This is a genomic window from Paenibacillus auburnensis, assembly GCF_927798115.1.
Classification (GTDB): Bacteria; Bacillota; Bacilli; order Paenibacillales; family Paenibacillaceae; genus Paenibacillus_AQ; species Paenibacillus_AQ auburnensis.
On sequence record NZ_CAKMMG010000009.1, the window covers coordinates 159,478 to 185,042 of the forward strand.

The 25,565-nt window shown below is 51.2% G+C and carries 13 protein-coding genes; 10 read left to right on the plus strand and 3 right to left on the minus strand.

The window, feature by feature from the left end; genetic code table 11:
- Positions 1 to 75 precede the first annotated feature (75 nt).
- Positions 76 to 6,390: a cadherin-like beta sandwich domain-containing protein gene (locus tag L6H70_RS23435; protein WP_236336639.1), complete on the plus strand. Its 6,315-nt coding sequence runs from the start codon at positions 76 to 78 to the stop codon at positions 6,388 to 6,390.
- Positions 6,391 to 6,453: 63 nt separating this feature from the next.
- Here the strand turns inward: L6H70_RS23435 and L6H70_RS23440 are convergent, their stop codons facing one another.
- Positions 6,454 to 7,329, minus strand: coding sequence for an aldose 1-epimerase family protein (locus L6H70_RS23440; RefSeq protein ID WP_236336564.1), 876 nt, complete (start codon positions 7,327 to 7,329; stop codon positions 6,454 to 6,456).
- A 197-nt stretch (positions 7,330 to 7,526) separates the two neighbouring features.
- Here L6H70_RS23440 and L6H70_RS23445 point away from each other — a divergent pair, with 197 nt between their 5' ends.
- The 4 genes from L6H70_RS23445 (at position 7,527) to L6H70_RS23460 (ending at position 12,876) form a co-directional block, all read left to right on the plus strand.
- Positions 7,527 to 8,753, plus strand: a complete 1,227-nt coding sequence (locus L6H70_RS23445; RefSeq protein ID WP_236336565.1) for a Zn-dependent hydrolase — start codon at positions 7,527 to 7,529, stop codon at positions 8,751 to 8,753.
- 297 nt (positions 8,754 to 9,050) lie between these two features.
- Entirely contained in the window at positions 9,051 to 10,184 is a 1,134-nt protein-coding gene (ald, locus tag L6H70_RS23450) for an alanine dehydrogenase (RefSeq protein ID WP_236336566.1), read from the plus strand.
- A 553-nt stretch (positions 10,185 to 10,737) separates the two neighbouring features.
- Complete coding sequence (locus L6H70_RS23455; RefSeq protein WP_236336568.1) at positions 10,738 to 12,021, plus strand: PucR family transcriptional regulator; 1,284 nt, start codon at positions 10,738 to 10,740, stop codon at positions 12,019 to 12,021.
- A 132-nt stretch (positions 12,022 to 12,153) separates the two neighbouring features.
- Positions 12,154 to 12,876, plus strand: a complete 723-nt coding sequence (locus L6H70_RS23460) for a protein-glutamine gamma-glutamyltransferase (RefSeq protein WP_236336569.1) — start codon at positions 12,154 to 12,156, stop codon at positions 12,874 to 12,876.
- 5 nt (positions 12,877 to 12,881) lie between these two features.
- Here L6H70_RS23460 and L6H70_RS23465 read toward each other — a convergent pair whose 3' ends face one another.
- Together L6H70_RS23465 and L6H70_RS23470 are read right to left on the minus strand one after the other, a co-directional pair.
- Positions 12,882 to 14,507, minus strand: a complete 1,626-nt coding sequence (locus L6H70_RS23465) for a response regulator (RefSeq protein WP_236336570.1) — start codon at positions 14,505 to 14,507, stop codon at positions 12,882 to 12,884.
- Entirely contained in the window at positions 14,482 to 16,380 is a 1,899-nt protein-coding gene (locus L6H70_RS23470; protein ID WP_236336571.1) for a cache domain-containing sensor histidine kinase, read from the minus strand. The genes L6H70_RS23465 and L6H70_RS23470 overlap by 26 nt, the downstream gene beginning before the upstream one ends.
- 104 nt (positions 16,381 to 16,484) lie before the next feature.
- Here L6H70_RS23470 and L6H70_RS23475 point away from each other — a divergent pair, with 104 nt between their 5' ends.
- From L6H70_RS23475 to L6H70_RS23495, 5 genes are all read left to right on the plus strand, one after another.
- A complete protein-coding gene (locus tag L6H70_RS23475; RefSeq protein ID WP_236336572.1) occupies positions 16,485 to 17,957 on the plus strand; it encodes an ABC transporter substrate-binding protein in 1,473 nt (490 codons plus the stop codon).
- Between the two features lie 214 nt (positions 17,958 to 18,171).
- On the plus strand, positions 18,172 to 19,158 hold the full coding sequence (locus L6H70_RS23480) for an ABC transporter permease (protein ID WP_236336573.1): 987 nt from the start codon (positions 18,172 to 18,174) through the stop codon (positions 19,156 to 19,158).
- A 30-nt stretch (positions 19,159 to 19,188) separates the two neighbouring features.
- A complete protein-coding gene (locus L6H70_RS23485; RefSeq protein ID WP_236336574.1) occupies positions 19,189 to 20,082 on the plus strand; it encodes a carbohydrate ABC transporter permease in 894 nt (297 codons plus the stop codon).
- 55 nt (positions 20,083 to 20,137) lie between these two features.
- Complete coding sequence (locus L6H70_RS23490) at positions 20,138 to 21,688, plus strand: ABC transporter substrate-binding protein (protein WP_236336575.1); 1,551 nt, start codon at positions 20,138 to 20,140, stop codon at positions 21,686 to 21,688.
- A gap of 134 nt (positions 21,689 to 21,822) precedes the next feature.
- Complete coding sequence (locus tag L6H70_RS23495) at positions 21,823 to 25,380, plus strand: fibronectin type III domain-containing protein (protein ID WP_236336576.1); 3,558 nt, start codon at positions 21,823 to 21,825, stop codon at positions 25,378 to 25,380.
- Positions 25,381 to 25,565: the final 185 nt, after the last annotated feature.

A 25,565-nucleotide genomic window follows, 5' to 3' on the forward strand; every position in this document is an offset into this window, starting at 1 on the left:
TGGGTTTCTAGCATTACATCTTAGATAAATGGGGCTGAGTTTGTGAAAATAAAAAAGAGATCAAGACATTTGATCGTGGCATTAGTTTTTATCCTGATCATCAGTAATTTCTATGGTATACCATACGTTGCCCGGGCACAGGCTTCAGGCCCACTTGATACAATCATCGAAGATACGCTGGAACCTGCCGGGAAATACGTTTCACTCATAAATAGCAATGGGATTGGCATTTCCGAAGTGGATAATAGCAACGGGCAATGGCAGTATAATGCCGGGGGGTTATGGTTGTCTATTGTGGCACCAGGTTCTGGCAAGATTGCCGTCTTCGGCAGAGATGTGATGATCCGTTTTGTTCCGAAGAAGGACTGGAATGGGACTACGCAAATCAAGTACCGCAGCTGGCTTGCTTCAGGAGAGTATAGCGGTAATTATGTAAATGTAAGCGCTGAATATACCGGGGATACGGGGAGTTATAGTGAACTGGAGCAAGCTGCGCAGATCGTGGTTACACCTGTTAACGACGCTCCTTATATTTCAGAGTCCAGCGGTAGTACTTATCTTGATTTTGACGGTAAAGGATATGTTACGATTCCGGATCTAAACATATATACCAATTCACTTACGATCGAAACCTGGGTAAATGCCAGCAGTGCTCCAACGTGGGCCCGTATTTTCGATACTTCGTATGGACCTGATAACTTTAATTTACATCTTACATTTGAAGGAAGTACGGGGAGGATAGCCCTTGAAGCATTACCGCAAAAGGGGGCGAGAATTAAGGCCTATATGGTAAAAACGACAGAGCAGCTGCCTTTGAACCAATGGGTTCATGTAGCCGCTGTTTACAACGCTGTAGAGAAAAAGGCCTATATCTATTGGAATGGGATTCTGAAAGGCAGCGGTTTTATGGATCTCACCGATATGGCGAATGCCAGTGCCCAGAACTCTAATCTGCCGAGACCTTATAACTTTATCGGTGAGAGTACATGGTCCCAGGATGCCAATTATGTTGGCGGTATGAGGGATTACCGGATATGGAAAAAGGCTAAGACCCAGGCGGAGATTGAAAGCCAGATGAACACCAGCCTTACGGGATCTGAGGCTAATCTGATGGTTAATTATAAGTTCAATAATGCTAACGATGGAGCGGTAGCCAAGGACTCCTCTACAGGCGTAAGGAACGGAAATATCATCAGCGGGAAATGGCAGTCCAGTATAGGGTTCAACTCCAATCTGGTGACATCAGTCAATACCCCTGTATCGAAGCCGTTTAAATTGACAGATGTGGACGCCGGAGATGTGCTTACGCTTTCTGCGACCTCGTCCAATACGTCTCTTTTGGCGAATGCCAATATCACATTTTCAGGCGAAGGCACGGATAGGAACATTAATCTGACTCCGACAGCAAACATGACAGGTACCTCTACCGTCACCGTCACCGTAAATGATGGAACTACTTCAAGCAAAAGTAGCTTTTTGCTGAGTGTTGTGGCCGGAAAATTTGACCTTAAATCCATTACGCCTTCTGTAGGTGTGATGACACCTGCCTTTAACCGCGGGATTATCTACAACAAAGTTCATGTACCCAACAAAAGCGGAAACAGCCCGAACAATAGCATCGATATAAATGTAGCAGCGGTGAATCCCGCTGATGTAAATGTAACCGCCTATGCCGACAATGGTTCTGGAGTAACCGTATCGGGAGCCTACCCGACGTTTACTGTAAGCGGCCTGGCAGTGGGTGTGTATAAGCCGGTGAAAATCAAAGTAGCTGATAAATTCTCAACCAATTTTAAGGAATATCAGCTTGATTTGATCCGCTATCCGGGAAATGATGCTGATCTGGCTGCAGCGGACGGGCTGGCCTTGTCTAACTTGAGCGGTGGACAACCCATTGCCCTGTCTCCGGCCTACAGCAGCAATACCGGCAGCTATACCGCGACAGTCGAGAATAATGTGAGTTCGATTAAAGTAGATGTAATCAAATCCAGTCTATTTGCGGCAGCAACATTAAACGGGGCAAACATTGGCTCTACGGAATCCGCTAATGCGACTGGAAATGTAAGCTTAGCCTACGGAAAGAATGTGATTTCCGTGGTCATTACCGCAGAAGACGGCAAGACTCAAAAAACCTATACGGTTACGATTGTCAGAAAGCTGTCTGGCGATGCCAGTCTGACCAATCTAACCGCTTCACCGGCGGGTCTATCGCCCATCTTTAATACCAACCAGTCCGACTACACGTTGAAAGTTGCCAATGCTGTAACGACTGCAGAGTTCACCCCGACAGCGGCAGCAGATGCAGAATTAAAAGTGAACGGCATAGCTCACCCGAGTGGAACGCCTTTCTCCATTACTGATCTTGCTGCAGGGAACAATAAGTATCAGATCGAAATAACGGCACAGGACGGAATAACGAAGAAGGTCTACAGCCTGGTCATTCTGCGTGCTCCTTCGGATGTTGCAGATCTGTCCGGATTAAGCGTTTCTTCAGGAACTTTAACACCGGCATTCAACAACAATGAAACCGGTTATTCGGTTGAAGTGCCTTATCAGGTCTCTTCACTGGGTGTCACTCCTAAGCTGCTGGACGCTGCGGCAAGCCTGTCTGTGGACGGGAATGCACATCAGGACAATACAGCCTTCACCAAAAGCTTAAGTGTCGGGCTGAACACGGTCAAGATCGTTGTTACCTCACAGAGCGGAGCCCGTGAGAAAACGACCCTTATCAATATTATCCGGAAGGCATCTTCCAATGCGGATCTGTCCAATCTGGTCCTTTCAAAAGGCGTGCTCAATCCTGTGTATGACAAGAATCAAACCGGGTATGCCGTTACCGTAGCTAACCAGGTATCTGAGCTTACGATAACGCCAACTCCTGAGGAACTCCAGGCAACGGTTAGTCTCAACGGCAACTTGATTGCGGGTGCCCAGCCAAGATTGGTCAATCTGCAAGTGGGAGTTAACGAATTCAATGTTCAAGTCACAGCTGAAGATGGGGTAACTTCAAAGAATTATGTATTGACGATTGTCCGCGAAGCCTCGTCCGATGCGGATTTAACCAATATTACCCTGTCCGGCAAGCCGCTGTCCGGCGGATTTGACCGTGCAACTTCGACCTATTACGAATATATAGCAAACAATATTACCAGCATGACCGTTGCTGCGACTACAAGCGATCCGCAGGCCACCTATACCATCAACGGGCTTCAGTCTGCAAGGGGTGTGCCGCTGCAATTGGTTGTTGGTGAGAATAAAGTTACAGTAGTCGTTACGGCTGCTGATCAATCAACTACCAAGGAGTACACGGTAACCATCGTCCGTGCGGCTTCGTCGAATGCGAATTTACTAGAGTTAACGATGAAGGACTTATCGGACAATGCGATTGCTCTTACGCCGATTCAAGACACTTTAAGCTATACCGGGACTGTTGAAGATGAAGTATCTGTATCCAAGCTCAGTGCGGTTGTTGATGATGCGAATTCGAGCACATCCGTATTTGTGAATGGGGTATGGATCGAAGATCTGAATGCTGTGCCTTTGACTACAGGACTGAATGTAATTGAAGTTAGAGTTACAGCGCAAGACGGGAGCATGAAGATGTATACCATTAATCTGGTGAGAAACCCGAATACAGATGCTTCGCTGTATAATCTGTTCGTTTCTCCTGGCGAATTAACACCAGAATTCCAGCAAGGCATCAGTGATTATTCTGTCCAAGTGGATAACAGTGTGGATAGCATGGATTTTTGGATTAATACTAATAACTGGGAAGCAAACTACACCCTGAAAAAGAACGGAGCTTCTGCAGGTGTAACTGGAAGCCGTGTGACACTGGATGAAGGGACGAATCAAATCACAGTAGAGGTTACCGCTGCAGATGCCAGTACCAAAAAAACCTATACAGTTACTGTGAATCGCGCCATTCTGCCGAAGGATTCCTCTCTAGCGAATTTGACCATCAGCTCTGTGAGAGGAACCGAGACTCTCAATCCTGAATTCTCGAGTGAAGTGTTCAAATACTTCTTATCGGTACCTTATGAGGTAGATCAGGTAGACTTGGATGCGGTGAAAGGAGACCTGAATGCGCGGATTACCGTCAATGGTGTCACTGTAGATCAAACGATGCCTATCCAGTTAGCAGAAGGCCTGAACATCGTAAACCTGAAGGTCACAGCGCAAGATGGAAAGACAGAAAGTGTCTATGAGCTGGATTTCACCCGGGAATCACGTTCTTCCAATGCTAATTTGAGCAGTATCGGTACAGATGTTGGGGTATTGGATCCTGCTTTTGATCCTGAAGTGACTAATTATACGGTAGAGGTAGAAAGTGATGTGAACTCTGTCGTTCTTACCCCGGTAGTGGCAGATGCAAAAGCGGGTAGCCAAATTACAGGAAGAGACGGAGCCTTGCCGGGGAATCTGGTAGAAGGCGACAATATATTTGATATTGTGGTCACAGCGGAGGACGGTACTGTAAAGACTTATACTGTAAATGTTATTAAGGCCAAGCCTGAACCTACGCCAACGCCAACAGCAACACCGACGGAAGAACCGACGGCAACACCGACTCCGACAGCAGAACCGACAGTAGAACCGACAGAACTGCCGACAGCAACGCCAACGGACGAACCCATAGTAACACCGACAGTAGAACCGACAACAATACCAACAGAAGAACCCATAGTAACACCAACGGTAGAGCCGACACCGGCAACGCCAGCGCCAGTAACACCAGCACCGGCAACGCCAGCGCCGGCAACACCAGCGCCGGCAACACCAGCACCGGCAACGCCAGCGCCGGCAACACCAGCGCCTGAAACGCCAGCACCGGCAACGCCAGCGCCGGCAACACCAGCGCCTGAAACGCCAGCACCGACAACGCCAGCGCCAGCAACACCAGCACCGGCAACGCCAGCAGCGGCAACACCAGCACCAGTAACACCAGCACCGGCAACGCCAGCACCGGCAACACCAGCACCAGAAACGCCAGCAGCACCAGTTGTGACTGCATCGACAGAGGAGATTACCGTGAAAGTAGAATCAGGACAACTGGGCCAGGGTTCTGTTCTGGCGGAAACGGTCATCCAACGTACTCAGGATACAGGTGGAATTCTGCATGATGTAGTCAACTTCACAACAGAGCGTGTAGAGGAGGTTGTCCGGAAAATTACCGGATCTTCGGATAATACGGCGCGGATTATGATCCCGGATGAGAAAGACCAGGTTGCGGACATCAATGTAAAGGTTCCTAAGGATGCTATTAAAACACTTGGTGACTCCAATGTGAACATGGAGGTCTTCACCGAGAACGTAAGAATTCTTATCCCGCAATCGTCATTAGACAATTTTACAGAAGATTTGTATTTCCATGTTGTACCGATCAAGGACCAGACACTGCGCAAAGAGGTTGAAGACCGGGCAAGAATTGAGCGGATTGTCAGAGAAATAGCAGCGGACAAGCAAATTGATGTGGTTGCCCGTCCAATGACTATTGAGACTAATATGCAGAGCAGACCGGTTACGTTAACGCTTCCTCTGCGTGATGTGCAGCTGCCAAGTGGACTCCAGGAGAGAAAGGACTTCCTGGCGAATCTTGTGATCTTCGTCGAGCATAGTGATGGAGACAAGGAACTGATTAAGGCAACCGTAGTCGATTACAAAACAGGTGAGCTGGGTTTACAGTTTAAAGTAAACAAATTCAGTACATTCACCATATTGAACATGGAAGGCTGGGAGCAGTATCTTGCCTCAGCGGAGGCTGCACAACAGCAACTTGCCGGTCACAAGGCATTCATCAACGGTTTTACCGATGGGACCTTTAAGCCGGACCATTCCATTACCCGTGCGGAAATGGCTGCAATTCTGGCCAGAAATCTTGGGTATGACCCATCCGCGCCGTTGGCTGCCTCTTCCTTCCCGGATGTGAAGGATAGTCATTGGGCAAAGGGCGTAATTGAATTCGTCAAAGCGGCCGGATTGATGCAGGGTAATGACAAAGGCCAGTTCCTGCCGGATGCTCCTATCACCCGTGGAGAAATTGCCGCTATTGCATCCAGATTTAAGAAGCTGGACACTGCGGCCGTTACTTCCAGCGGGTTCAAGGATGCCGACAGCCACTGGGCTGCCAAGGAAATTGCGGCAGCAAGCAAGGCTAACATTATCAACGGCTATGGGGATGGTACTTACCGTCCAACAGGGAACCTGACACGCGCTGAAGCCGTGAAGATTGTCAACCGGCTGTTCGGACGCGGGCCGTTGTACGGTGTCACAACACCGACCTGGCCGGACGTTCCAGTGACAAATTGGGCGTATAATGAAATTGAGGAAGCCTCCATTGATCACACGTTCACCGTGCGGAATGAAGGCGGAGAAACGCTTAGCCAATAAATTTATATCAAAAGAGAAAGGCCGTAGGTCACCTGTCGGGTGCTACGGCCTTTTTTTTGCATGTTAATTAAATTCGATTGTTAATGAGCTGGCGAAAGTTGTCCCTGGTGCCAGGCCGATTACGCCTTGCTTGTCCTGCAGTTCGCCATCGAACGTATCACCATCTGCGATACCCTGCCAAGGCTCGATGCATACAAAAGGTGCGTTTTTCGGCTGCCAGAGCCCAAGATCGGGGAAGCCCTTGAAGGTGACGATTACGCTTTTAGCTGTAAGCTTGCTTCTTAGCGCAATGCGCTCTGACTTCACATTCCGGAAGACCAGCGCGCCGTCAAAGAACATTTCATGGGAGAGCGGAAGAATGCGTTCCCCTTTCAGTACCGGCTCGCTTTTGCCGCTGATGACAAGACCGGCATCGCTCAGGAACAGGCGCTCGAGATTCTCCTGTTCCGAGAACTCCAGATAATAGTCCGTGATAGCGCCTTGTCCATCCACCGGGCAGTTGAAGGCCGGATGGGTACCGAGCTGGAAGAAGATCTGCTGCTCATCGGTATTCTCCACGCGGTAGCTGATTTCAAGCGTGCTTCCGGTCAGGATGTAAGTAAGGAACAGCTTGAATTGATAAGGGTAGCTGGCGAGCGTCTGCTCATTCTGCGAGAGTGAGAAGACCGCATGTGTGTCGGTGGCTTCTACCAGTGTGAATTCACTGCGTCTGGCAAAACCGTGATTGCCGATCGTGTACGCCTTTCCGCCGGTCCGGATCTCTCCGTTCCGGGCTGCGCCAATAATCGGAAACAGCACCGGAGAGCAGCCTGTCCAATACTCCGCATCCCCGCTCCAGATATATTCATTGTCCGTATCGAGCCTTTTGAAGCTGACCAGCTCAGCCCCCAGTGTGCTAATGACAGCTTCGGCAGTTCCGCTGCGTAGTGTGGTGTTCATTTGTCAGTTCCCCTTTCATCCTAGCTTCATCTCGTGATAGCTCATATTCTATCAAACTCTTCTGCAGTGTTGTAACACAACGTGAATATTTACAAAAAATAATTATTACAGACTGTACAATGACAATAAAAAGGATTGGTATAACATATATAGAAAGCAATAATAACATGATGATCCGAAGCGGAGGGATATATAACATGAAGCTGCAGCAGGTATTGGTGAACGGCGGGCGATTGAAGAATACCATTGAGGCTTTTGCCGATTTTGGACGTACGGATAATAATGGTGTAACCCGGCTGTCGCTTTCGGAGCAGGATGTACTGGTACGGAATTATTTCACCTCCTGTTGTGAAGAACTGGGGATGACAGTGAAGATTGATGATATGGGCACGATGTATGCCACGCTTGCCGGCAGGGAAGAGGGTCCGCCGGTAGTGATCGGCTCCCATCTGGATACGGTGAAGAAAGGCGGCAGATTCGACGGGGTGCTCGGTGTTATCGCCGGACTTGAGGTGGTAAGAACTCTGGTAGATCATGGCATTACGCCGCGCCTTCCGGTGACGGTAATGAATTTCACCAATGAGGAGGGTGCGCGCTTCGAGCCTTCCATGATGGCTTCCGGCGTACTCGCGGGCAAGTTCGATAAGGCGGTGATGCTGAAGAAGAAGGATCCTGAAGGGACGACCTTCGAGGAAGCGCTGCTGGCGAGCGGCTATGCCGGGGAAGAGGCCAACCGGATCACCGAAGCGACGGCTTATCTGGAGCTGCACATCGAGCAGGGACCGGTGCTGGAACGGGAAAATCTCACCATTGGCCTAGTCGACTGTGTGGTCGGGATGGCCTGTTATGAGATTGAAGTGACAGGTGAATCGGATCACGCCGGAACGACGCCGATGGATATGCGCAAGGACGCTTTGTTTGCCGCCACTGATCTAATTACAGAGCTGCGGGCCAAGCTGGGCGTACTTGATTCCGAGCTGGTGTACACCATGGGCCGGATGAACGTGCTGCCTAATATTCATACAGTGATTCCGAATAAGGTGATTTTTACCGTGGAGGCAAGGCATAAGGACATGGATATCGTCCGTCAGGTTGAGGACATTATTATCGGTCTGCCGGAAGAGTTGCTGGGATGTTCTGTTCAGAAGACGAAGCTGTGGGGCCGCGACACCGTATGGTTTAATCCGCAGGTCTGTGAGCTTGTGGAGCAGGCGGCGGTAAAGCTGGGGTATTCCCATAAAAAGATGGCCAGCGGAGCGGGCCACGATGCCCAGTTCGTAGCCGGATTCCTGCCGTCGGCGATGATCTTCGTTCCCAGCGTTAACGGCAAAAGTCACTGTGAGGAAGAGCTTACCTCCTATGAAGAATGTGAAATGGGTGTGAATGTTGTGCTGGAGACGGTATTATCAGTGCTATCCAGCTAACGCGTGTCAGTTAATATAACGCAGATGAGCCAGGCTTTCACAGACGGAAAATGAGAAATATATAACAAAGGACACCAGCGATGGTGTCTTTTTGGTGTGTGCCGGGCTGAGGCCAGTAGCTGTCAACCCTTGTCGGTTCAACGAATTTCGGGAGATGACGGTTGTGTTTTACCACCTCCATTGTGTTAAAACACAATCATGGCAGATAATGTTTTTCTTTTTACCCAAAATGCAAACGGAATTGGTATGTTATCATTCTTTACATAAGAGATCCACATAAGACGGGAGAGATGAACAATGATTATTGGTGTACCTAAAGAAATTAAGAATAACGAAAACCGCGTAGCGATTACCCCTGCCGGAGTGGTCAGTCTGGTGGCTGAAGGACATAAAGTACTCGTGGAAGCCGGAGCCGGAGTAGGCAGCGGATTCCTGAATGAAGAGTATGCCGCAGCCGGAGCGGAGCTGATTGCAGACGCAGCTGCTGTATGGGCTGCCGCTGAAATGGTCATGAAAGTAAAAGAGCCGCTTGAAAGCGAATACGGCTACTTCCGTCCGGGTCTAATCCTGTTCACGTATCTGCACCTTGCTCCAGAACCGGCCCTCGCATCCGCATTGAAAGACAAAGGTGTCTTCGCTATCGGTTACGAAACGGTTGTGGATGGACGCACACTACCGCTGCTTACACCCATGAGCGAAGTGGCGGGAAGGATGTCCGTGCAGCTCGGCGCACAGTTCCTCCAGAAGAACTACGGCGGACAAGGCATTCTGTTATCCGGTGTTCCCGGCGTTAGCAGAGGCAAGGTCAGCATTATCGGCGGCGGTGTAGTCGGTACGAACGCAGCTAAAATGGCCATTGGCCTCGGGGCTGAGGTGACCATTGTTGACCTGAGTGCAGACCGGCTCCGCCAGCTGGATGATATTTTTGGCTCGCAGATCAGCACGCTGATCTCGAACCCTTACAACATTGCCAAAGCGGTCGCTGAAGCGGATCTGCTGGTTGGCGCCGTATTGATCCCGGGTGCAAAAGCACCGAAGCTGGTCACTGAAGAAATGGTCAAAGCCATGAAGCCGGGCTCTGTGATCGTCGATGTAGCCATCGACCAGGGCGGGATCGTAGAAACGATTGACCGGGTAACTACCCATGACAATCCGGTGTTCGAGAAACACGGCGTACTGCACTATTCGGTAGCGAACATGCCGGGAGCTGTAGCCAAAACCTCGACCATTGCTCTAACCAACGTAACAGTTCCTTATGCACTGCAAATAGCCAATAAAGGTGTATTCCAGGCGATCGAAGACAATGCCGGACTGAAGAGCGGCGTTAACGTAGCCAACGGCAAAATCACCTGCCAGGCCGTGGCAGAAGCTCTTGGGGAAGAGTACTTCACGGTAGAGAAAGCAGTAGAGCAAGAGTTCACTCTGATCTAATATGTGCTAAGCCCCGCAGAGAGAGATGAATGAGATAGATGAATGGGGAATGAGCGGGAGATGGGGAGCGGTGTCGGCATTCCGCTGAACCAGACCTGAGGACATACTGGCATTTAGGAGCTTAAAGAGAATAGAGAGGTATTTCCACTTCAGTCCGGTGAGTAATCACCGGGCTTTATTTATTGGAGTGAGAGGCATAAATACCTCTGAATTCGCTGGAATCGGGTGGACTGGCGGAATGAGAGGCATAAATACTTCTGAATTCGCTGAAATCGGGCAGAGGGGCGGAATGAGAGGTATAAATACCTCGGAATTCGCTGAAATCGGGCGGAAGGGCGGAATGAGAAGTATAAATACCTTTGAATTCATTTAAATCGGGCCTGATGGCAAAAGGGCACTTAGGACAAGACGGTAAAAGCAGCCGTAGTGGTCGATGAACCTACTCATGTCAGGTTTTCTCGCATATTATCCTAGTCAGCCGTAAATCTGAGTAATATAATGTAAACACCTAAACGTGCAAGATTCGGTTATTCTTCGGGCTGAGGTGGGGACATTGACAGATTCAGGGCCAACATTTGACCGTTTTTTTGACAGCATGGAATCCTTGGCGGATACCATTAGTGAATCGCTGCAGTCGCAGGTGACGATTGAGGACAGCAACCACCATGTCATCGGCTACAGCTCCCATCAGTTTGAGAGTGACCCTGCGCGCATCTCCACGATTATCGGCAAACGGGTGCCGAACACGGTCATCATCGGACTCCGCAAAAAAGGCGTCATGCACCAGCTGGAGAACGCGGCGCATCCGATCCGCATTCCGGCGGTGATGGAGGTCGGGCTCGGGCCGCGGCTGGCCATGTGCATCAAGCACCAGCAGGAGATTCTGGGCTATATCTGGGTAGTAGACCGGGGAAATCTCGCCGAGGGATATGCCGAGGAGATTGTCGAGAAGGCAGCCGGCATCGCCGGGCGTTACCTGCTGAAGCAGCGCGGCTGGAAGACCAAGCAGGATAAGGCTTTCGAGGACTTCTTCTGGAAGCTGCTGACCTCGCATTATGATACGGAGCCGCGTATCCGCCAGGAAGCGGAAGCCTGGTCGATTCTGCTGCCGGAGAGCTACTACATCGGGGTGCTGGAAAGCGATAAGATCATCGACGAGCACTTTTTGCTGCGATTCCGGCAAGTGATGGACGCCAATGCCGGGCAGCGTCTCCTGTTCCTGACGGCTGAGCATAACCGGCTGATTCTGCTGTTTTCTTTTGTTTTTCCGGTGGAGGGAGCGGAAATTCTGTCCTCCTTTATGAACAAGCTGCTTGCGGATATGAGCCGCAGTGAAGGCTGCCGGCTGGCCGCCGGCTGCAGTCCGGGGTACAGGGAATATACCTCGGCCGCTCTGGCCTACCGCGAAGCACTGACGGTGCTGGAGATCAAGAAGCTGCTTCCCTACCATGCCCGCGGGCTGCTGCTCTACGAGCAGATCGGCTTTTGGGCGCACATTCCGGCTATTATGGAACAGAAGCGCAGCCGGACCCGGCGCAGTGCGCTGCTCCATCCGCTCAAAATGCATGACCGTGAGCATAAAAGTGATTTTCTCAAGACGATCGCCGTGTATTTAACGCTGGACGGCAATCTCAAGGAGTCAGCTGCCTTTTTGCATATTCATACCAACACCCTGATGTACCGGCTGAACCGGATCGCCGAAATTACCGGCAGAAGCCTGAAAGAAACCGACTACCGCACTTCGGTCTATCTGGATATTCTCACCGAAGAAACGGCGCAGGTGAACAGCTGGTTTCAATTTCAGGAGGATACAGGCAATGCGGCATCCACGTCGTAGGGCTTCATAAGGAAGAGTCCAGTTCCCCTGAAGGGGAATTTGGACTCTTTTTTTGATGCTCCGCACCAACAGAAGTGCTGACACGTACAATAACCTATATTTTGTGAATGAATCAGGAAAGGGGCTGACAGAATGGGGATTAACTACGGCTCACCCGGCGGTTCAGACTTTGAACGGAACATGCGGGCGGGAATCATTGCGGAGGCGAAATCAATGAGTGTGGGCGGAACGGACTTCGCCGATTTTAAGAACTCCCGCTGCAATCCGAGATACTGGAACCGTACGGTTAACGGCGGATTTGAATTGAAGGCGGGGGTACGCCCATCGGCAGCGATCAATGATATTTTTGAAAACGGGCCGCTTTATGCCTTCGAATGTGCAATGGCGATGGTGATGATTCTATATAAAGCAACGATTGGTGCGATTGGAGCGGAAGCGTTTGACCGCTATTTCACCGACCTGTTCCTGTGGGACTGGAATTATGACAGCAATCTGCAGATGATCACCACGTTCCAGCAGTTTGAGATGCAGCCGGGCGATGTGGTCTATTTCAGGAATCCCGACCATGACCCGGATTTGCCCGAGTGGCAGGGGGAGAACGCGATTATGCTGGGTCCGGACCGCTACTATGGACATGGACTGGGCATCAAAAGCGCAGAGGAAATGATCACCTCGCTGAACCGGAAAAGAGTGCCGGGCAGCCGGACATCCGCTTATTTGACCGACGAGGCGCTCCACCCGAATTTTGATTATATCAGCACACTCGCCATGAGAGGTAATCACCCTAAGGAAGGTAAAGGCGGGCAAAACGCCATCTTTTCCAGAATCGGAGTGCGCACCTATATCTATAAATAGCTGAACTAGGGGGAGCTATCCTTGCCTGAGCGGTATTTGAGCGGATGCACCCCGACTGTTTTTTTGAAGACAGTACTGAAATAATGGGGGTTCTCATAACCGACCCGCTCGGAGATCTCCATCACTTTAAGATCGGTTGTCAGCAGCAGCTCCTTGGCCTTGCCCATGCGGACTTTGGTGATATAGTCGGTGATCGTCTCGCCGGTCTCTTTCTTAAAAATCAGGCTGATATAGTTGGGGGTCAGGAAGACCTCTTCGGCAATTTTGGTAATGGAGAGCTCCCGGGCGTAGCCTTCCTGCACGATCGTTTTGATCCGGCTGATGGCCCGGCTGTTTTTGGAAGTGTTTTTGCCTGCCACATAAGTGCTGAGGTCATGAAAAAGCTCCAGCATATACGCCTTCAGCCCGGCAATGCTCTTCTGGGTATATAGCGTATCCATAATCGTCATCCGGTCACTCAGTACCTCTTCAATATTCTCGTCAATCTCATAGAGCGTCCGGGCTGAGGTGAAAATCATCTCGGCACAGATGCTCTGTACATAATCGATTTGCAGCCGCGGGCCCGCAAGTTTGGTGAACAGTGTATCCAGCAGCTCCATCACATTGTCCGTATGGCCAGCCTTCAGCTCATTCATCAGCCGGGCATGGAATGTATAGAAAAAAGTACTCTGCAGCGTCTCGGTATCCGGCTGAATGTCCTTAAAGTACAGGACGGAAGCGTGTCCGGTATAAAATTTGTGGGCCAGCGCAGCAGTTGCCTCCTTGTAGGAATCCTCGAGCTGTCCAGCCAGGGTGCTGGCCCGGCCGATACCAATGGAGGTGTCGAGCCGCAGATATTCCCGGATGCTGCTAATAATCTTGTTGCAGAGGCCGGTGAGACGTTCCCCCGCAGGGTCCTCCGGTGAGCAGAATATCATAATGAATTCATTCTCCCCGGCCAAAAAGCTGACTGCGCACGGGTGGGCGCCCAGGCATTCGTCCATAATATTCCGGATGGAAAAGTAGAGCAGCTGCTTGTATTCCTCCGAGAACCTGGCGACAGCGCTAAGGTAGTCATCAAGCTCCAGTACGCCAACTGTTAACCGGTCACCTCGCCTGAAGGGCAGGTTGAAATAAGTGATTTTATCCCATATTTCCTGTTCGTTCCGGTATAAGCCGAATATCAGATTCTGCAGGAATTTCTCGCGGATTAGCGGCATGTTGTCCTGCAGCTGCTTACCCAGATGCTGCAGATTCAGCCGGTTGTCGCGTTCATGGTGGATGCGGTCAGTGACTTTACGGAAAAGCTCCCTGATCTCCTCCAGCTTCACCGGCTTCAGGATATAGCCTTCGGCGTTCACCTTCATGGCATTCTGGGCATACGCGAAATCCTGGGCACCGCTGATGATAATAATTTTGGTAGGACAATCCGCATCCTTCAGCTTCTCTGCGACCTGGAGGCCGTTCAGAAAAGGCATCATAATGTCGGTGAACAGAATATCCGGCTTAAGCTCCATACATAAGTCATAGGCTTCCTGGCCGTCTGAGGCCTCCCCGATAATCTCAATGCCGAACTCTTCCTGCCACTTGAACACCTGGATCAGGCTGCGCCGGATAAACGGCTCATCATCCGCTACGATCATGGTCAACATCTTCGATCACCTCATTCCATGTAGTAACGACCGGAAACCGGATCATGGCCAGAAGGCCGGAGGGATCCTCATGATTGGCATAATAACGGATGCCGTAGGCCTCCCCGAAAAACTGCTGGATTCTTGTATGCACATTACGGATGCCGTAGGACTGGTTGCCGGGCTGCTGATCAGTCAGCAGCAGGTTCAGCCGCTCAGGATCAGCACCGACCCCGTCGTCAAAAACGGAAACGAACAGGACCTCCTGGGCGGATGTCACCCGGATGCGGATTTTTCCTTTGCCTCGGCGCTGCTGAATCCCGTGAATGATCGCATTCTCCACCAGCGGCTGGATGCTCAGCTTGACCACAAGGCATTCCGTAAGCAACCGGGGGTCCACGTCTTCCAATTCATACTCGAGCTTATCCTGGAATCGGAACTGCTGGATGCCGAGATAGCTCTCCACCTGCTTCAGCTCATCGCGCAGCGGGATGATGTTCCGCCCTTTACTCAGGCTGTATCTGAAAAAGTCAGACAGCGATGTCACCATGCTGCTGATCTCGGGAACGTTATGGTTGATCGCCAGCCAGTTGATCGAATCCAGCGTATTATAGAGAAAATGCGGATTAATCTGGGCCTGGAGCGTTTTAAGCTCGGCTTCTTTTTTGCGTAGCTCGGTGACATACAGCTTGTCGATCAGCGCCTTGATCTGCTGCAGCAGCTTGTTGTAGCGGTTGAACAAATAGGAGAATTCGTCCTTGCGCCGGTAGCGGATGATGATGTTGAAGTTCCCGCTTTCGGCATGGGACATGGACTGGATAAACTTGCGGATCGGCGCAGAGATATTCTCTGACAGCAGCAGGGCCATCGTCAGTGACACCAGCATACAGATGCCGATCACGACATACATGACCCGCTGGAAGGAGGCCAGTTCCCCGTTAAGCTCGCTGACTGGAGAGAAAGAGAGAATCGTCCAGCCGGTAGCCTGAATATTCTGGTAGGAGACAAGCATCTTCTCGCCGCTGATAACGTGCCGGAAGGAATGAAAGGTGCCGGAGTCTGCATCCGCCGGGCTTATTTTGCTGAAATAATCCCGGGTGCTGATGTTCTGGCCGATCAGGCTCTCCTCAGGGCTAATGGCAATGGTCCCTGTCTGGTCAACGATATAGATCCGGCTGCCGGGAGTAGGCTTGTAATGGTCCAGCAGAGTGCTGAATTCGCTCACCGGAATATCAATCGTAAGCAGGCCGGCAAAGGGCAGCTGGGCATGCCGGATGCCGAACAGGCGCTTGGCGAACTTAATAGTAAATCTTGAATCCAGTGAGCTGAGCCCGACCACGGTGAAATCGGACTTGGCCGGAATGGCCAGATACCAGGGCTTCAGCGAGATCTGATCGATATTAAACACGCGTCTGGAGAAATTATACTGGGTATATTCCGGACGGTTCAGCATGTAAAGCATTGGCACAAAGCTGCTTCCCGAGGTTCCGTTCGCCGGGAAATTCTCCAGGATTTTGTTAAGGGCGGCCAATTCATTAATGATACCGGTGCTGTCGGTAGGGCGGTTAGAGGAGATCAGGTCGGCGAATTCGGTATTGAGGTAGAGGGCGATCATCGAATTGTTGGCGCTGGTGAATCTCTGGTCCAGATTATCCTGTACCAGATTAAGATTGTTCTCGATCGATGTATTCACATTGCGGGTGATAATATCGGCGGACTTGTTGTATACGGTGATGGATATAATCGTCGTAGGGAGCAGGACCAGGAACAGGAAATAGAGGATCAGCCGGCTGCGTATACTGAAATTGTACAGAAAGAGGGTTTTAGACAGAGTGTCAAATAATTTCTTCAGTAGAATCCTCCCCCGTCCCGGAGAATAATCTTCACTTGCCATTTATCGGATAGTATTGGAATATATTTAATATTGGCAGATATTAACCAATAGCTGGTATCCATTGTAAGGTGTGCCAAGACGCGCTGTCAACGCAGGAGGTAATAATGAAACGAATCCTCGTCTTTAGTATGGCTGTGTTGCTCTGCGGGCTGGTGGTCTATGCTATCGCCTATGACCGGCCGCTGCTGGTTGATTTCGCCCCCGAGCCTGTTCCGGCAGAGCAGCCGCACACCCAGATCCGGATCGCCCTCTATGACTGGACGGAGAATCTGGAAGTGAAGAATGCGATTAACCAATATAACAAAACGAACCCGGACGGGATTGAGATCAGTATTATGAATATTTCTACTGACGTATATGATGATACGCTGAATATGCTGATGACCTCGGGACAAGGGCCGGATGTGTTCAGTGTTGACAATGCCTGGCTGGCTACTTATGTGAACAAAGGGTACCTGGCTAATCTGTCCTCCGTGCTGACTCCCGGGGACATGAACAGATTTCCGGACTGGGCCAGGGCCTATGCGGAAAGCTCCTTGTTCAAGGGCGGGATTTATTTCATGCCCTCCAGCATTGAAACCGTCCGGCTGATCTACAACAAGCAGCTGTTCCGGATTGCCGGCCTTGATCCGGAGCTGCCGCCGGTGACCTTTGCCGACATGAAGTCGGCTGCCGGTAAGATCAGCCAGGCCGGAGTCGGGGTGAACAAGTATGGATTCGCGCTTGCAGCCGGCGACAGCCAGTACAGCCTGCAGACCGGGCTGGAGCTGTCGAATACGTACAGCGGAGTGTATCTGTATAATTACCGGAGCGGTTATTACGACCTGAACGGTTATAAGCCGTGGCTGCAGATGCTCCTGGATATGAAGGCACAGGGCAGCCTATATCCGGGAGAGACTCTGCTCAAGCGCAACAGTGCCCTCCGTCAGTTCGCCGACGGCAATATCGGTATGATGTATGTAACCAGCAAAGACTATGTGAAATTGCAGGAATATATGCCAAAGGATGACTGGGGGGTAGCACTGCCGCCGGTGACGGAGGCCTCCAAACGCGGGGCCGGAGCTTTAATGATGATTCCGCATTCTCCGCTCGTTGTGAACAGCGCGGCCGCAGACCGTGAGGCGGCGATTAAGGTCTGGACCTTCCTGCAGTCAGAAGAATTCCTGACGATCCTGTTCCACCAGGCACTGGCTCTGCCGGTCGTTGACGGCATTCTTAATCTGCCAAACATGGCTCCCGGCCTGGCCCACTTCACGGAGTTCTATCCGACGGCGGTCGATTCGATCTATCCGCTCCCGCCGCAGATCATGGACCAATATGATCCGAGCACCGTGTCGATAGAGCCGAGGGATGCAGGTGACCGCCCGCGGCTGCAGCTGTATCTGCAGATTATATCCGGCGAGAAGGGCTTAAATGAAGCGCTGAGCGGAGAAACTGCCCGGTTGAATCAGATGCTGGATATTGCGGCGACAGGTTACTCTTTTAAGCATGAGGAATATATTTATCCGGGGTTTGATCCGAAGGACCCGCTGAAGGCGCAGAGTCTGGAGCAGATACTGAGCTCAGAGAAGAAGTAAGGAATGTAGTCTGGCATACGATGTGCAAAGAGCTGTCCACAATCTATAACGGTGGACAGTTCTTTTTTTAGGCGTATTAGTCAAGAAGGGGCTCGATGAAAAACTGTATAGATTATCGAACTTTTATTATAGATGGTCTTATTTAGCAAATCTGCTGCTCCGGCTACACTTAAGACATGAAGAGAGAGAATGATGGAATCAGGAGGCGTAAGTCATGATTACTCAAGGGAAAAGGAGTGCTGTCAGTACGGTGCAGAGCCAGCCGGTGCGGCTCCCCGCCAAGAAAGGCTCCGTATTCAAGCATTTGCTGAAGCATAAGGTGCTGCTGCTCATGCTGTTGCCGGGCGTTGTTTTTTTGCTCATCAACAATTACCTGCCGATGTTCGGGATTATCATTGCCTTCAAGAATATCAATTACGTGGACGGGATACTGGGCAGCCCGTGGGTCGGACTGGATAACTTCAGGTTCCTGTTCGCCACCTCGGATGCATGGATCATAACCCGCAACACGGTGCTGTACAATTTCGTGTTTATCATTCTCAATCTGGTCTTTGCGGTATCGATCGCGATTGCCCTGAATGAGCTTAGAAATAAGCTGGCTGCTAAATTTTATCAGAGCATCATGTTCTTCCCCTACTTTTTGTCCATGGTCGTGGTCAGCTACCTCGTGTTCGCTTTTCTCAATGTTGAATACGGTTTCATTAATAAAGGCGTACTGTCCCTGTTCGGGCTTAATGAGCTGAACTGGTATTCCGAGCCGAAGTACTGGCCGTTCATTCTGCCGCTGATTAATCTCTGGAAAGGGGTCGGCTATGGCTGTGTAATTTATCTCGCGGCGATCATCGGCATTGACTCCGAGTATTATGAGGCCGCACTGATCGACGGTGCTAGCAAGTGGAAGCAGATCCTGCATATCACGATTCCGCTGATCCGACCGGTCATCATCATCACCACCATTCTGGCGATCGGCGGCATTTTCCGCTCCGACTTCGGGCTGTTCTACCAGACAACGCTGAATTCCGGGGCACTCTATCCGACAACGCTCGTCATTGATACCTACGTCTACAATGCGCTGATCAACATGGGCAATCTCGGCATGTCCGCAGCAGCAGGCTTATATCAGTCACTGGTCGGATTTTTCCTGGTGCTGGGCTCGAACTGGATCGTGCGCAAGGTCGACAAGGACCAGGCTGTTTTCTAAAAAAAGAAGGATTAGGAGGAGAGAAATGCTGTGACCAATAATGAAATCTCCAAGTTCACGAATATGCTGCTCCATCTTATATTTATCATCCTGACGATCACCTGCCTGCTGCCGATTGTACTGGTCTTCATGATCTCCATTACCGATTACGATACGATTGTGCTGAACGGTTATCAATTTTTCCCGGAGAAGTTCAGTCTGGAGGCGTATAGCTATATCTTTAAGGATTACACCGTTATTGTAAAAGCCTATGGGGTGTCCATTTTTGTCACAGTGATCGGCACACTTCTGAGTGTATTTATCTCTTCGCTGTATGCCTATCCGATCTCCCGGGCGGACTTCAAATACCGCGGCATCTTTGCCTTTCTGATCTTTTTTACAATGCTGTTCGGCGGGGGCCTGGTGCCCTGGTACATGGTGTACACGCAGGTGCTCGATCTCAAAAACTCGGTCTGGGCGCTGATCGTCCCGATGCTGCTCTCCCCGTTCAATGTGCTGATTATGAAAACCTATTTCCAGATGTCCGTGCCGCCGGCATTGATCGAAGCCTCCAAAATTGACGGGGCCGGCGAGCTGAGAACCTTTTTCCGGATCGTTTTCCCGCTGTCCCTGCCGGTCTTTGCCACGATAGGGCTGTTCAACACTCTGCATTACTGGAACGACTGGTTCAACAGCATGATCTTCATCACCGATACAGACCTTTATTCCCTTCAGTACCTGATGTATAAAATGATCTCCCAGGCGGACTATTTGAGCCGCAACGGTGCTCTGATCCAGGGCTCGGCCACCGAGCTGGCCAAACTTCCGGGGGAGACGATCCGCATGGCAATGGCCCTGATCGGCATTGGTCCGATTGTGCTGGCGTATCCGTTTTTCCAGCGCTATTTCATCAGAGGCTTAACGCTCGGCTCCATTAAAGGCTAACCTCGGCTGACGCCGATTAGCATATATTTTTCAAGTAAGAGGGAGGAAAAGAGTAATGGCAATTAAAAAAGGCACGGGTCTAATGCTATCACTTGTTTTGATGATCGGACTTACACTAAGCGGGTGTGGAGGAAATAATAACAACACCAACAATGCCGCCGCCCCTGAGGCTACGGCCAAAAGCACCACCGCTCCAGCTGCCAGCCCGAGCGAAACTGCTGCCCCCACCGAAAAAACGAATGAGCTGGAACAGGTGGAACTGTCCCTGTATCTGCCCGGCGGCCCGGATAAGGATGTAGCGTCCGTAGAGCAGGAGATCAATGCTTATTTAAAGGATAAAATCAACGCCACCATCAAGATCAACCAGCTGAGCTGGGATAAACCGGCCGACAAAGTTAATCTGATGATCCAGTCCGGTGAAGTCTTCGACATGGTCTATACCTGGAACTTCATGACCAATGCCGCGAAGGGCGCTTATGCCCCGCTGGAGGATTTGCTGGATAAGTACGCCAAAGAAACCAAAGCACAGATTAATCCGGCGTATCTGCAGGCTGCCACTGTAAACGGACATTTGTATGCGGTTCCAACGGAAAAAGAACTGGGCCAGTCGGTCGGGTTTGCCTTTGATAAAGCGATCGTCGATAAATACGGCTTTGATGTGAACAGCATTACGAAGCTGGAAGATATTGAACCAATGCTCAAGGTCATTAAGGAAAAAGAGCCGGGCATGTCCCCCTTGTTCATGAACCATACGGACAGCCTGAACTGGTTCACAGCATATCCGGAAAGCGAGGACCTCGACGGCAGTAATGAAATTCCGACCCTGCTGGATTACAAAACGATGAAGGTATTCAACGAATACGATACTCCGGAAATCCTGGAACGGCTGAAGCTGATCCGCAAATGGTACGAAGCCGGCTATATCAATAAGAATGGGGCCACGGACAAAACCGAGCTGAAGGATGCTGTGAAAAGCGGCAAAGCCTGGTTCGTCTACGGCAATATGAACCCGACCTCCACCAACGACTGGACACGTCTGGCCGAGAAACCGATGATTATCAAAACCCTTCTCCCGGTGCAGGTAGGCACGAAGAGCCTGCAGGGCTCGATGCTGGCCATCTCCAGAACCTCCAAGAATCCGGAACGGGCGATGATGTTCATCAACCTGATTCACACCGATCCTGTACTCTATAACCTGCTCACCTTCGGCATTGAAGGCAAACACTACAAGAAGCTGGATGCGAACACTGTAGAGTTCATTCCGGACAGCGGCTACAATTCCGTCTCATCCTGGATGATTGGGAATGTGCTGCTCAACTACCTGAATAAAGATGAAGATCCGAGACGGGTACAGCTGTACAAAGACTGGAATGCGAATTCCAAAACCTCACCTGTCATCGGCTTCGTCTTTGATTCCACGAAGGTGCAGTCGCAGATCGGGGCGCTGATCAATATTACGAAGCAGTATAAGAACACCCTGTACTCCGGGGAAAAAGATCCTGAACCGATCCTGAAGGAAATGAACAGCAAGCTGAAGGCTGCCGGACTGGATGCGGTAATCAACGAGATTCAAACGCAAATGGATGCATTTCTGGCCGCCAAATAAGAAACTGAAGCAGTAGCAGACCCGGTCTCCGGCAAGCGTCGTGAATTTAGCCGCTTGCCCGGTTACCGGGTATTCATATTCGCAGAGCCAGCACTTGGGGTGCCCTAATCTTATTTAGAGAAGAGGGTGTTAATGTGCGAATTCATAAAAGTACAGCGAAACTGCTTATTCTGTTAATGGTAATGACCACGTTTATTGCGCCAGGCGGACCAGGGGTAAAAGCTGCCTCAACCTCTGCCACGGCTATGTTGGAAGTACAGCCAAATGCAGAGCCGGTGGAGCAGGTCTCAAGCCCGGATACGGTAAACAGCGCTACTTACGAACCGCCAATGAGCTTGTTGTGGCAGGTAGGTAACAAGAACAACAGCTCGTCTGAATTTGCCGATTATAACAACGTATACAGCAATGTATACAGTAGTGTATATGATAACGTATATGGATCTGTATATGAAAAAGCATTTAGCGAAAAGCTAACTCTCCCCGTACCTCCCGCAAGGTGGAGCACGATCTCCAAAGGAATGAAGCAAGATGCCAACGGCACAATGAAGCTTACTTACCAGCTGGCTCAGGTTCCTGAGCATGGGATTCAATTCAGCTTCAAGGTCATTGATGCAAGCACGGCTATTCCCCAGCTGGCTGTATTCTCCAACGGCCTGATGAGCGGGCTGATTCAAATTACCGGCTTGAATAATGGTGAAACCGCTTTAACGAACACCTGGAAGCAGACCTACAAGCTCTATATCCCCAAGGAACAGCTGCATATCGGCAAAAATGTGCTTACGCTGGCTGTAGACCGCGGCCTTTACGCGGACCCGCAGGCCCCCGGGTATTCTGGAGACCAATATTTATGGTTCGAATGGGATTATTTCAGGCTGGATGCATTAAATGCGCCGGCGCTTGAGCCGGTTCATGGCCGGTATATCCATCTGGGCAGCACCTTGGCCGCGTCTACTTTCAAATATGATGAGAATGCGATCCGCCATCTGGCCCCGATGACCAAATGGATGGGTATTGCCTATAGCGGCAACTGGATGCGGGCCTCCTTCTGGTCGGACACAAGCAGCGGCTGGGACCCGCAGGGGCGCACTTATCTGACGGCACTGCGTGATCTTAATCTGGAGCCGATGGTGAATATTATCGGCGGCAACTGGAAGAGCAACACGGAGCTGGCGGGCGGCACGATACCAGCGGCACTGAGGAGCTATTATGCTGCTTTTGTCAGCAAATTCGGCGACCTGTATCAGTATGCCGAGACGGGCAATGAGCCGGGACTGTTCGGCTGGGCCCAGCAGGCCGTGGTGGCGACCCATGAACTGATGAAGGAGGAGCGGCAGAGTAACAACCAGCCTTACCTTAAGATTGTGGCACCGGGCTGGGCGTATTGGCCTTATAACGGGACACCCGACGGCTGGGAACGGGATGCGGAGCAGCGCCGGGAGATTGAAGAGCTGTCTGATGTGACTAACGGGCACAGCTATGGCGGTACAGGCGTGCAGCCGCTGCCTGGCGCCAGTCTTTATGAGAATCTGCGCGTATATAATCAATCGGATGAGGGCTTTGGCAAAGAAATGGCGATGAGCGAGACCGGCGCCAATGACAATCATTCCGACAACACCAAATACGGCACATATGCTTACAGGTTTGCCGCTGCCTTTGACCGGGAGATGCGCGGCGACATCGGTTATGCGGACCATATTATGCAGCATGCAGCCTTCTTCAATGACGGTACGGAATTTGGACTGTTCGACTCCGGCATCAACTGGAATACTCACCGGTTTGAAGATACGGTGGCCGTGCCAGCCAATCAGAATGAGGGGGAAGAGACAAGGCTGAAGACCTTCCGCAGATTGGCTGCAGCGTACGCGACCCATGGAAGACCGCTCAGCTACAAGGTGGTGAATACCTTTGCCTTGACCGGCAAAAAAGCCTATTTCCGCGCAGTCGATACCTCGGCGCTCGGCACCTCAACCATTGGAGCATCGGCGGATAAAATCCTGCTGAACTTCGTCAACTTCGAGAAGGAGCCGTTGACGATGCGGGTGAAGGTGACGATGCCGGCCAGCGGAACCTACACCGGAGAAGTGTTCGGGGCAGGCAACAGCTATGCTGCTGCACACTCTACTGTGCAGCTCACGGCAACCCCATATCTTACCCTTAACGTGACTCTGGGGGCCGGCGAAACGGTGCAGTATATCCTGGATGAACTGGAGACAACCGCTCCTACTATTCCAACCGGTGTTGCTGCGGCGGCTGTAAGCCATGAACAGATCAGAGTGAGCTGGAATGCTTCGACCGACAATGATACGGTGACCGGATACCGCGTATTCCGGGATGGAGGAACAGAGCCGGTGATGACCGTGCCGGGACAGCTTACGTTTTTCGATGATTACAGCGTTGCCCCGGAAACAGCGTACAGCTACAGGGTGCAGGCAGTGGATGACTCGGGCAACGTGTCTGCCTTAACGCCTGACGTGTCGGCGACTACTCTGGCAATGCCTATTACACCGCATGTGGCGGGGGACCCTACGAAATTCGAGGCGGAGGCTGCTGCGTTTGCCCTGCCGTTAAGAATCGGCACCAACAACCTCGCTTCCGGTAAAAAGGTTGTGGAGCAAACCCATGGCGGTCCGATTTCGATCCAGGGCTTCTATTCAGCCTCCGGCGGCAGTTATACCTTAACTATTGCATATGCCTCCAATCAGGATTCGAAGAAGAATATTTATGTCAACGGGCAAAAGCTCTCCACCATTTCGCTGCCGACCACAGGAAGCTGGACCAGCAATATTACAGCCAGACAGTATGGCATCACACTTCAGCCGGGGTATAACACGATTACCTTTACTTCGGGCGGTAACGGGGCGAATCTCGATTACTTCAGGCTGGAGGAGGGGGCCTTTGTTCCGGTGTCAGCCTGGTATACGGTAGCGCATGACAATGCTTATATCGACTATAGCGGCTTTGAGCCGGCTCCGAACGGAGTGTCTCATGTGACCTATTCGCCGGATGCCACGGCGGTGCTTAATTTTAACGGTATCGGCGTCCGCTGGAGATCTAACATCAAGAGCGATATGGGCAGCGCGGATGTCTATGTGGATGGAGAACTGAAGGGAACCGTGGTTATTCCGCAGGCCGGTCTTGAGGGCGATAACAAGATTGTCTACGAACTGACCGGACTGGATTACGGGCTGCACCGGATTGAAATCATCGCGCGTGAGGGAACAGTTATGGTCAGCAGCTTCGAGTTCGAGGGGTATGAACAGACGCTGCCCGTCCCGAATCCCGATTTGACTGTTACGGATGTCGGCTGGAATATCGTGAACAGCGACGGTACGCCGTCCAGCCATACGACACCTCAGTTGGGGGACTCCTTAATCTTCTGGGCCAAGGTCAAAAACATCGGAGTACGCCCGACCCCGCTGAACGCCTCCACCGGGCTTGGCCAGATTACGGGTGGCGCTTTCTCCGTCAATGGCGGGGTGGTCTCCTGGTCGGATACGAACAACAGCATCATCCAGCCGGGGGAAGAGATTACACTGACCGCGAACAGCAGCGCCCAGGGAACACCGCGCTGGACGGTCCCGACGATCGGCGATTTCACGGTCCAATTTTTCGTTAATGATATCTGGCGTTACGAGGAAATGAACAAGGAGAACAATAAATTATCTGAGACGCTGCATATTAGCCTGCCCTGACCGTGGAGAGGAGCCAGGGAGCATTGATTAGACAGCTTAATCGGACTGTGGAGATTAGAGAGTAATTATCATCCTGCGGTGATGAACAGGCAACCCCCGCCTCCCGTTTCCTTGAAGTAACGGGAGGTAGGGTTTGCCGCTACATAAGCTGAATTTAAGCACTTCCTAGAGGCGAAAGCGGCGGA

What these genes read in the sequence shown, in the direction of transcription:
- L6H70_RS23440 (WP_236336564.1), bottom strand. Translation starts at nt 7,329, where the DNA reads ATGAACACCACACTACGCAGCGGAACTGCCGAAGCTGTCATTAGCACA.
- L6H70_RS23445 (WP_236336565.1), top strand. Translation starts at nt 7,527, where the DNA reads ATGAAGCTGCAGCAGGTATTGGTGAACGGCGGGCGATTGAAGAATACC.
- ald (WP_236336566.1), top strand. Translation starts at nt 9,051, where the DNA reads ATGATTATTGGTGTACCTAAAGAAATTAAGAATAACGAAAACCGCGTA.
- L6H70_RS23460 (WP_236336569.1), top strand. Translation starts at nt 12,154, where the DNA reads ATGGGGATTAACTACGGCTCACCCGGCGGTTCAGACTTTGAACGGAAC.
- L6H70_RS23465 (WP_236336570.1), bottom strand. Translation starts at nt 14,507, where the DNA reads ATGTTGACCATGATCGTAGCGGATGATGAGCCGTTTATCCGGCGCAGC.
- L6H70_RS23470 (WP_236336571.1), bottom strand. Translation starts at nt 16,380, where the DNA reads ATGGCAAGTGAAGATTATTCTCCGGGACGGGGGAGGATTCTACTGAAG.
- L6H70_RS23475 (WP_236336572.1), top strand. Translation starts at nt 16,485, where the DNA reads ATGAAACGAATCCTCGTCTTTAGTATGGCTGTGTTGCTCTGCGGGCTG.
- L6H70_RS23480 (WP_236336573.1), top strand. Translation starts at nt 18,172, where the DNA reads ATGATTACTCAAGGGAAAAGGAGTGCTGTCAGTACGGTGCAGAGCCAG.
- L6H70_RS23490 (WP_236336575.1), top strand. Translation starts at nt 20,138, where the DNA reads ATGGCAATTAAAAAAGGCACGGGTCTAATGCTATCACTTGTTTTGATG.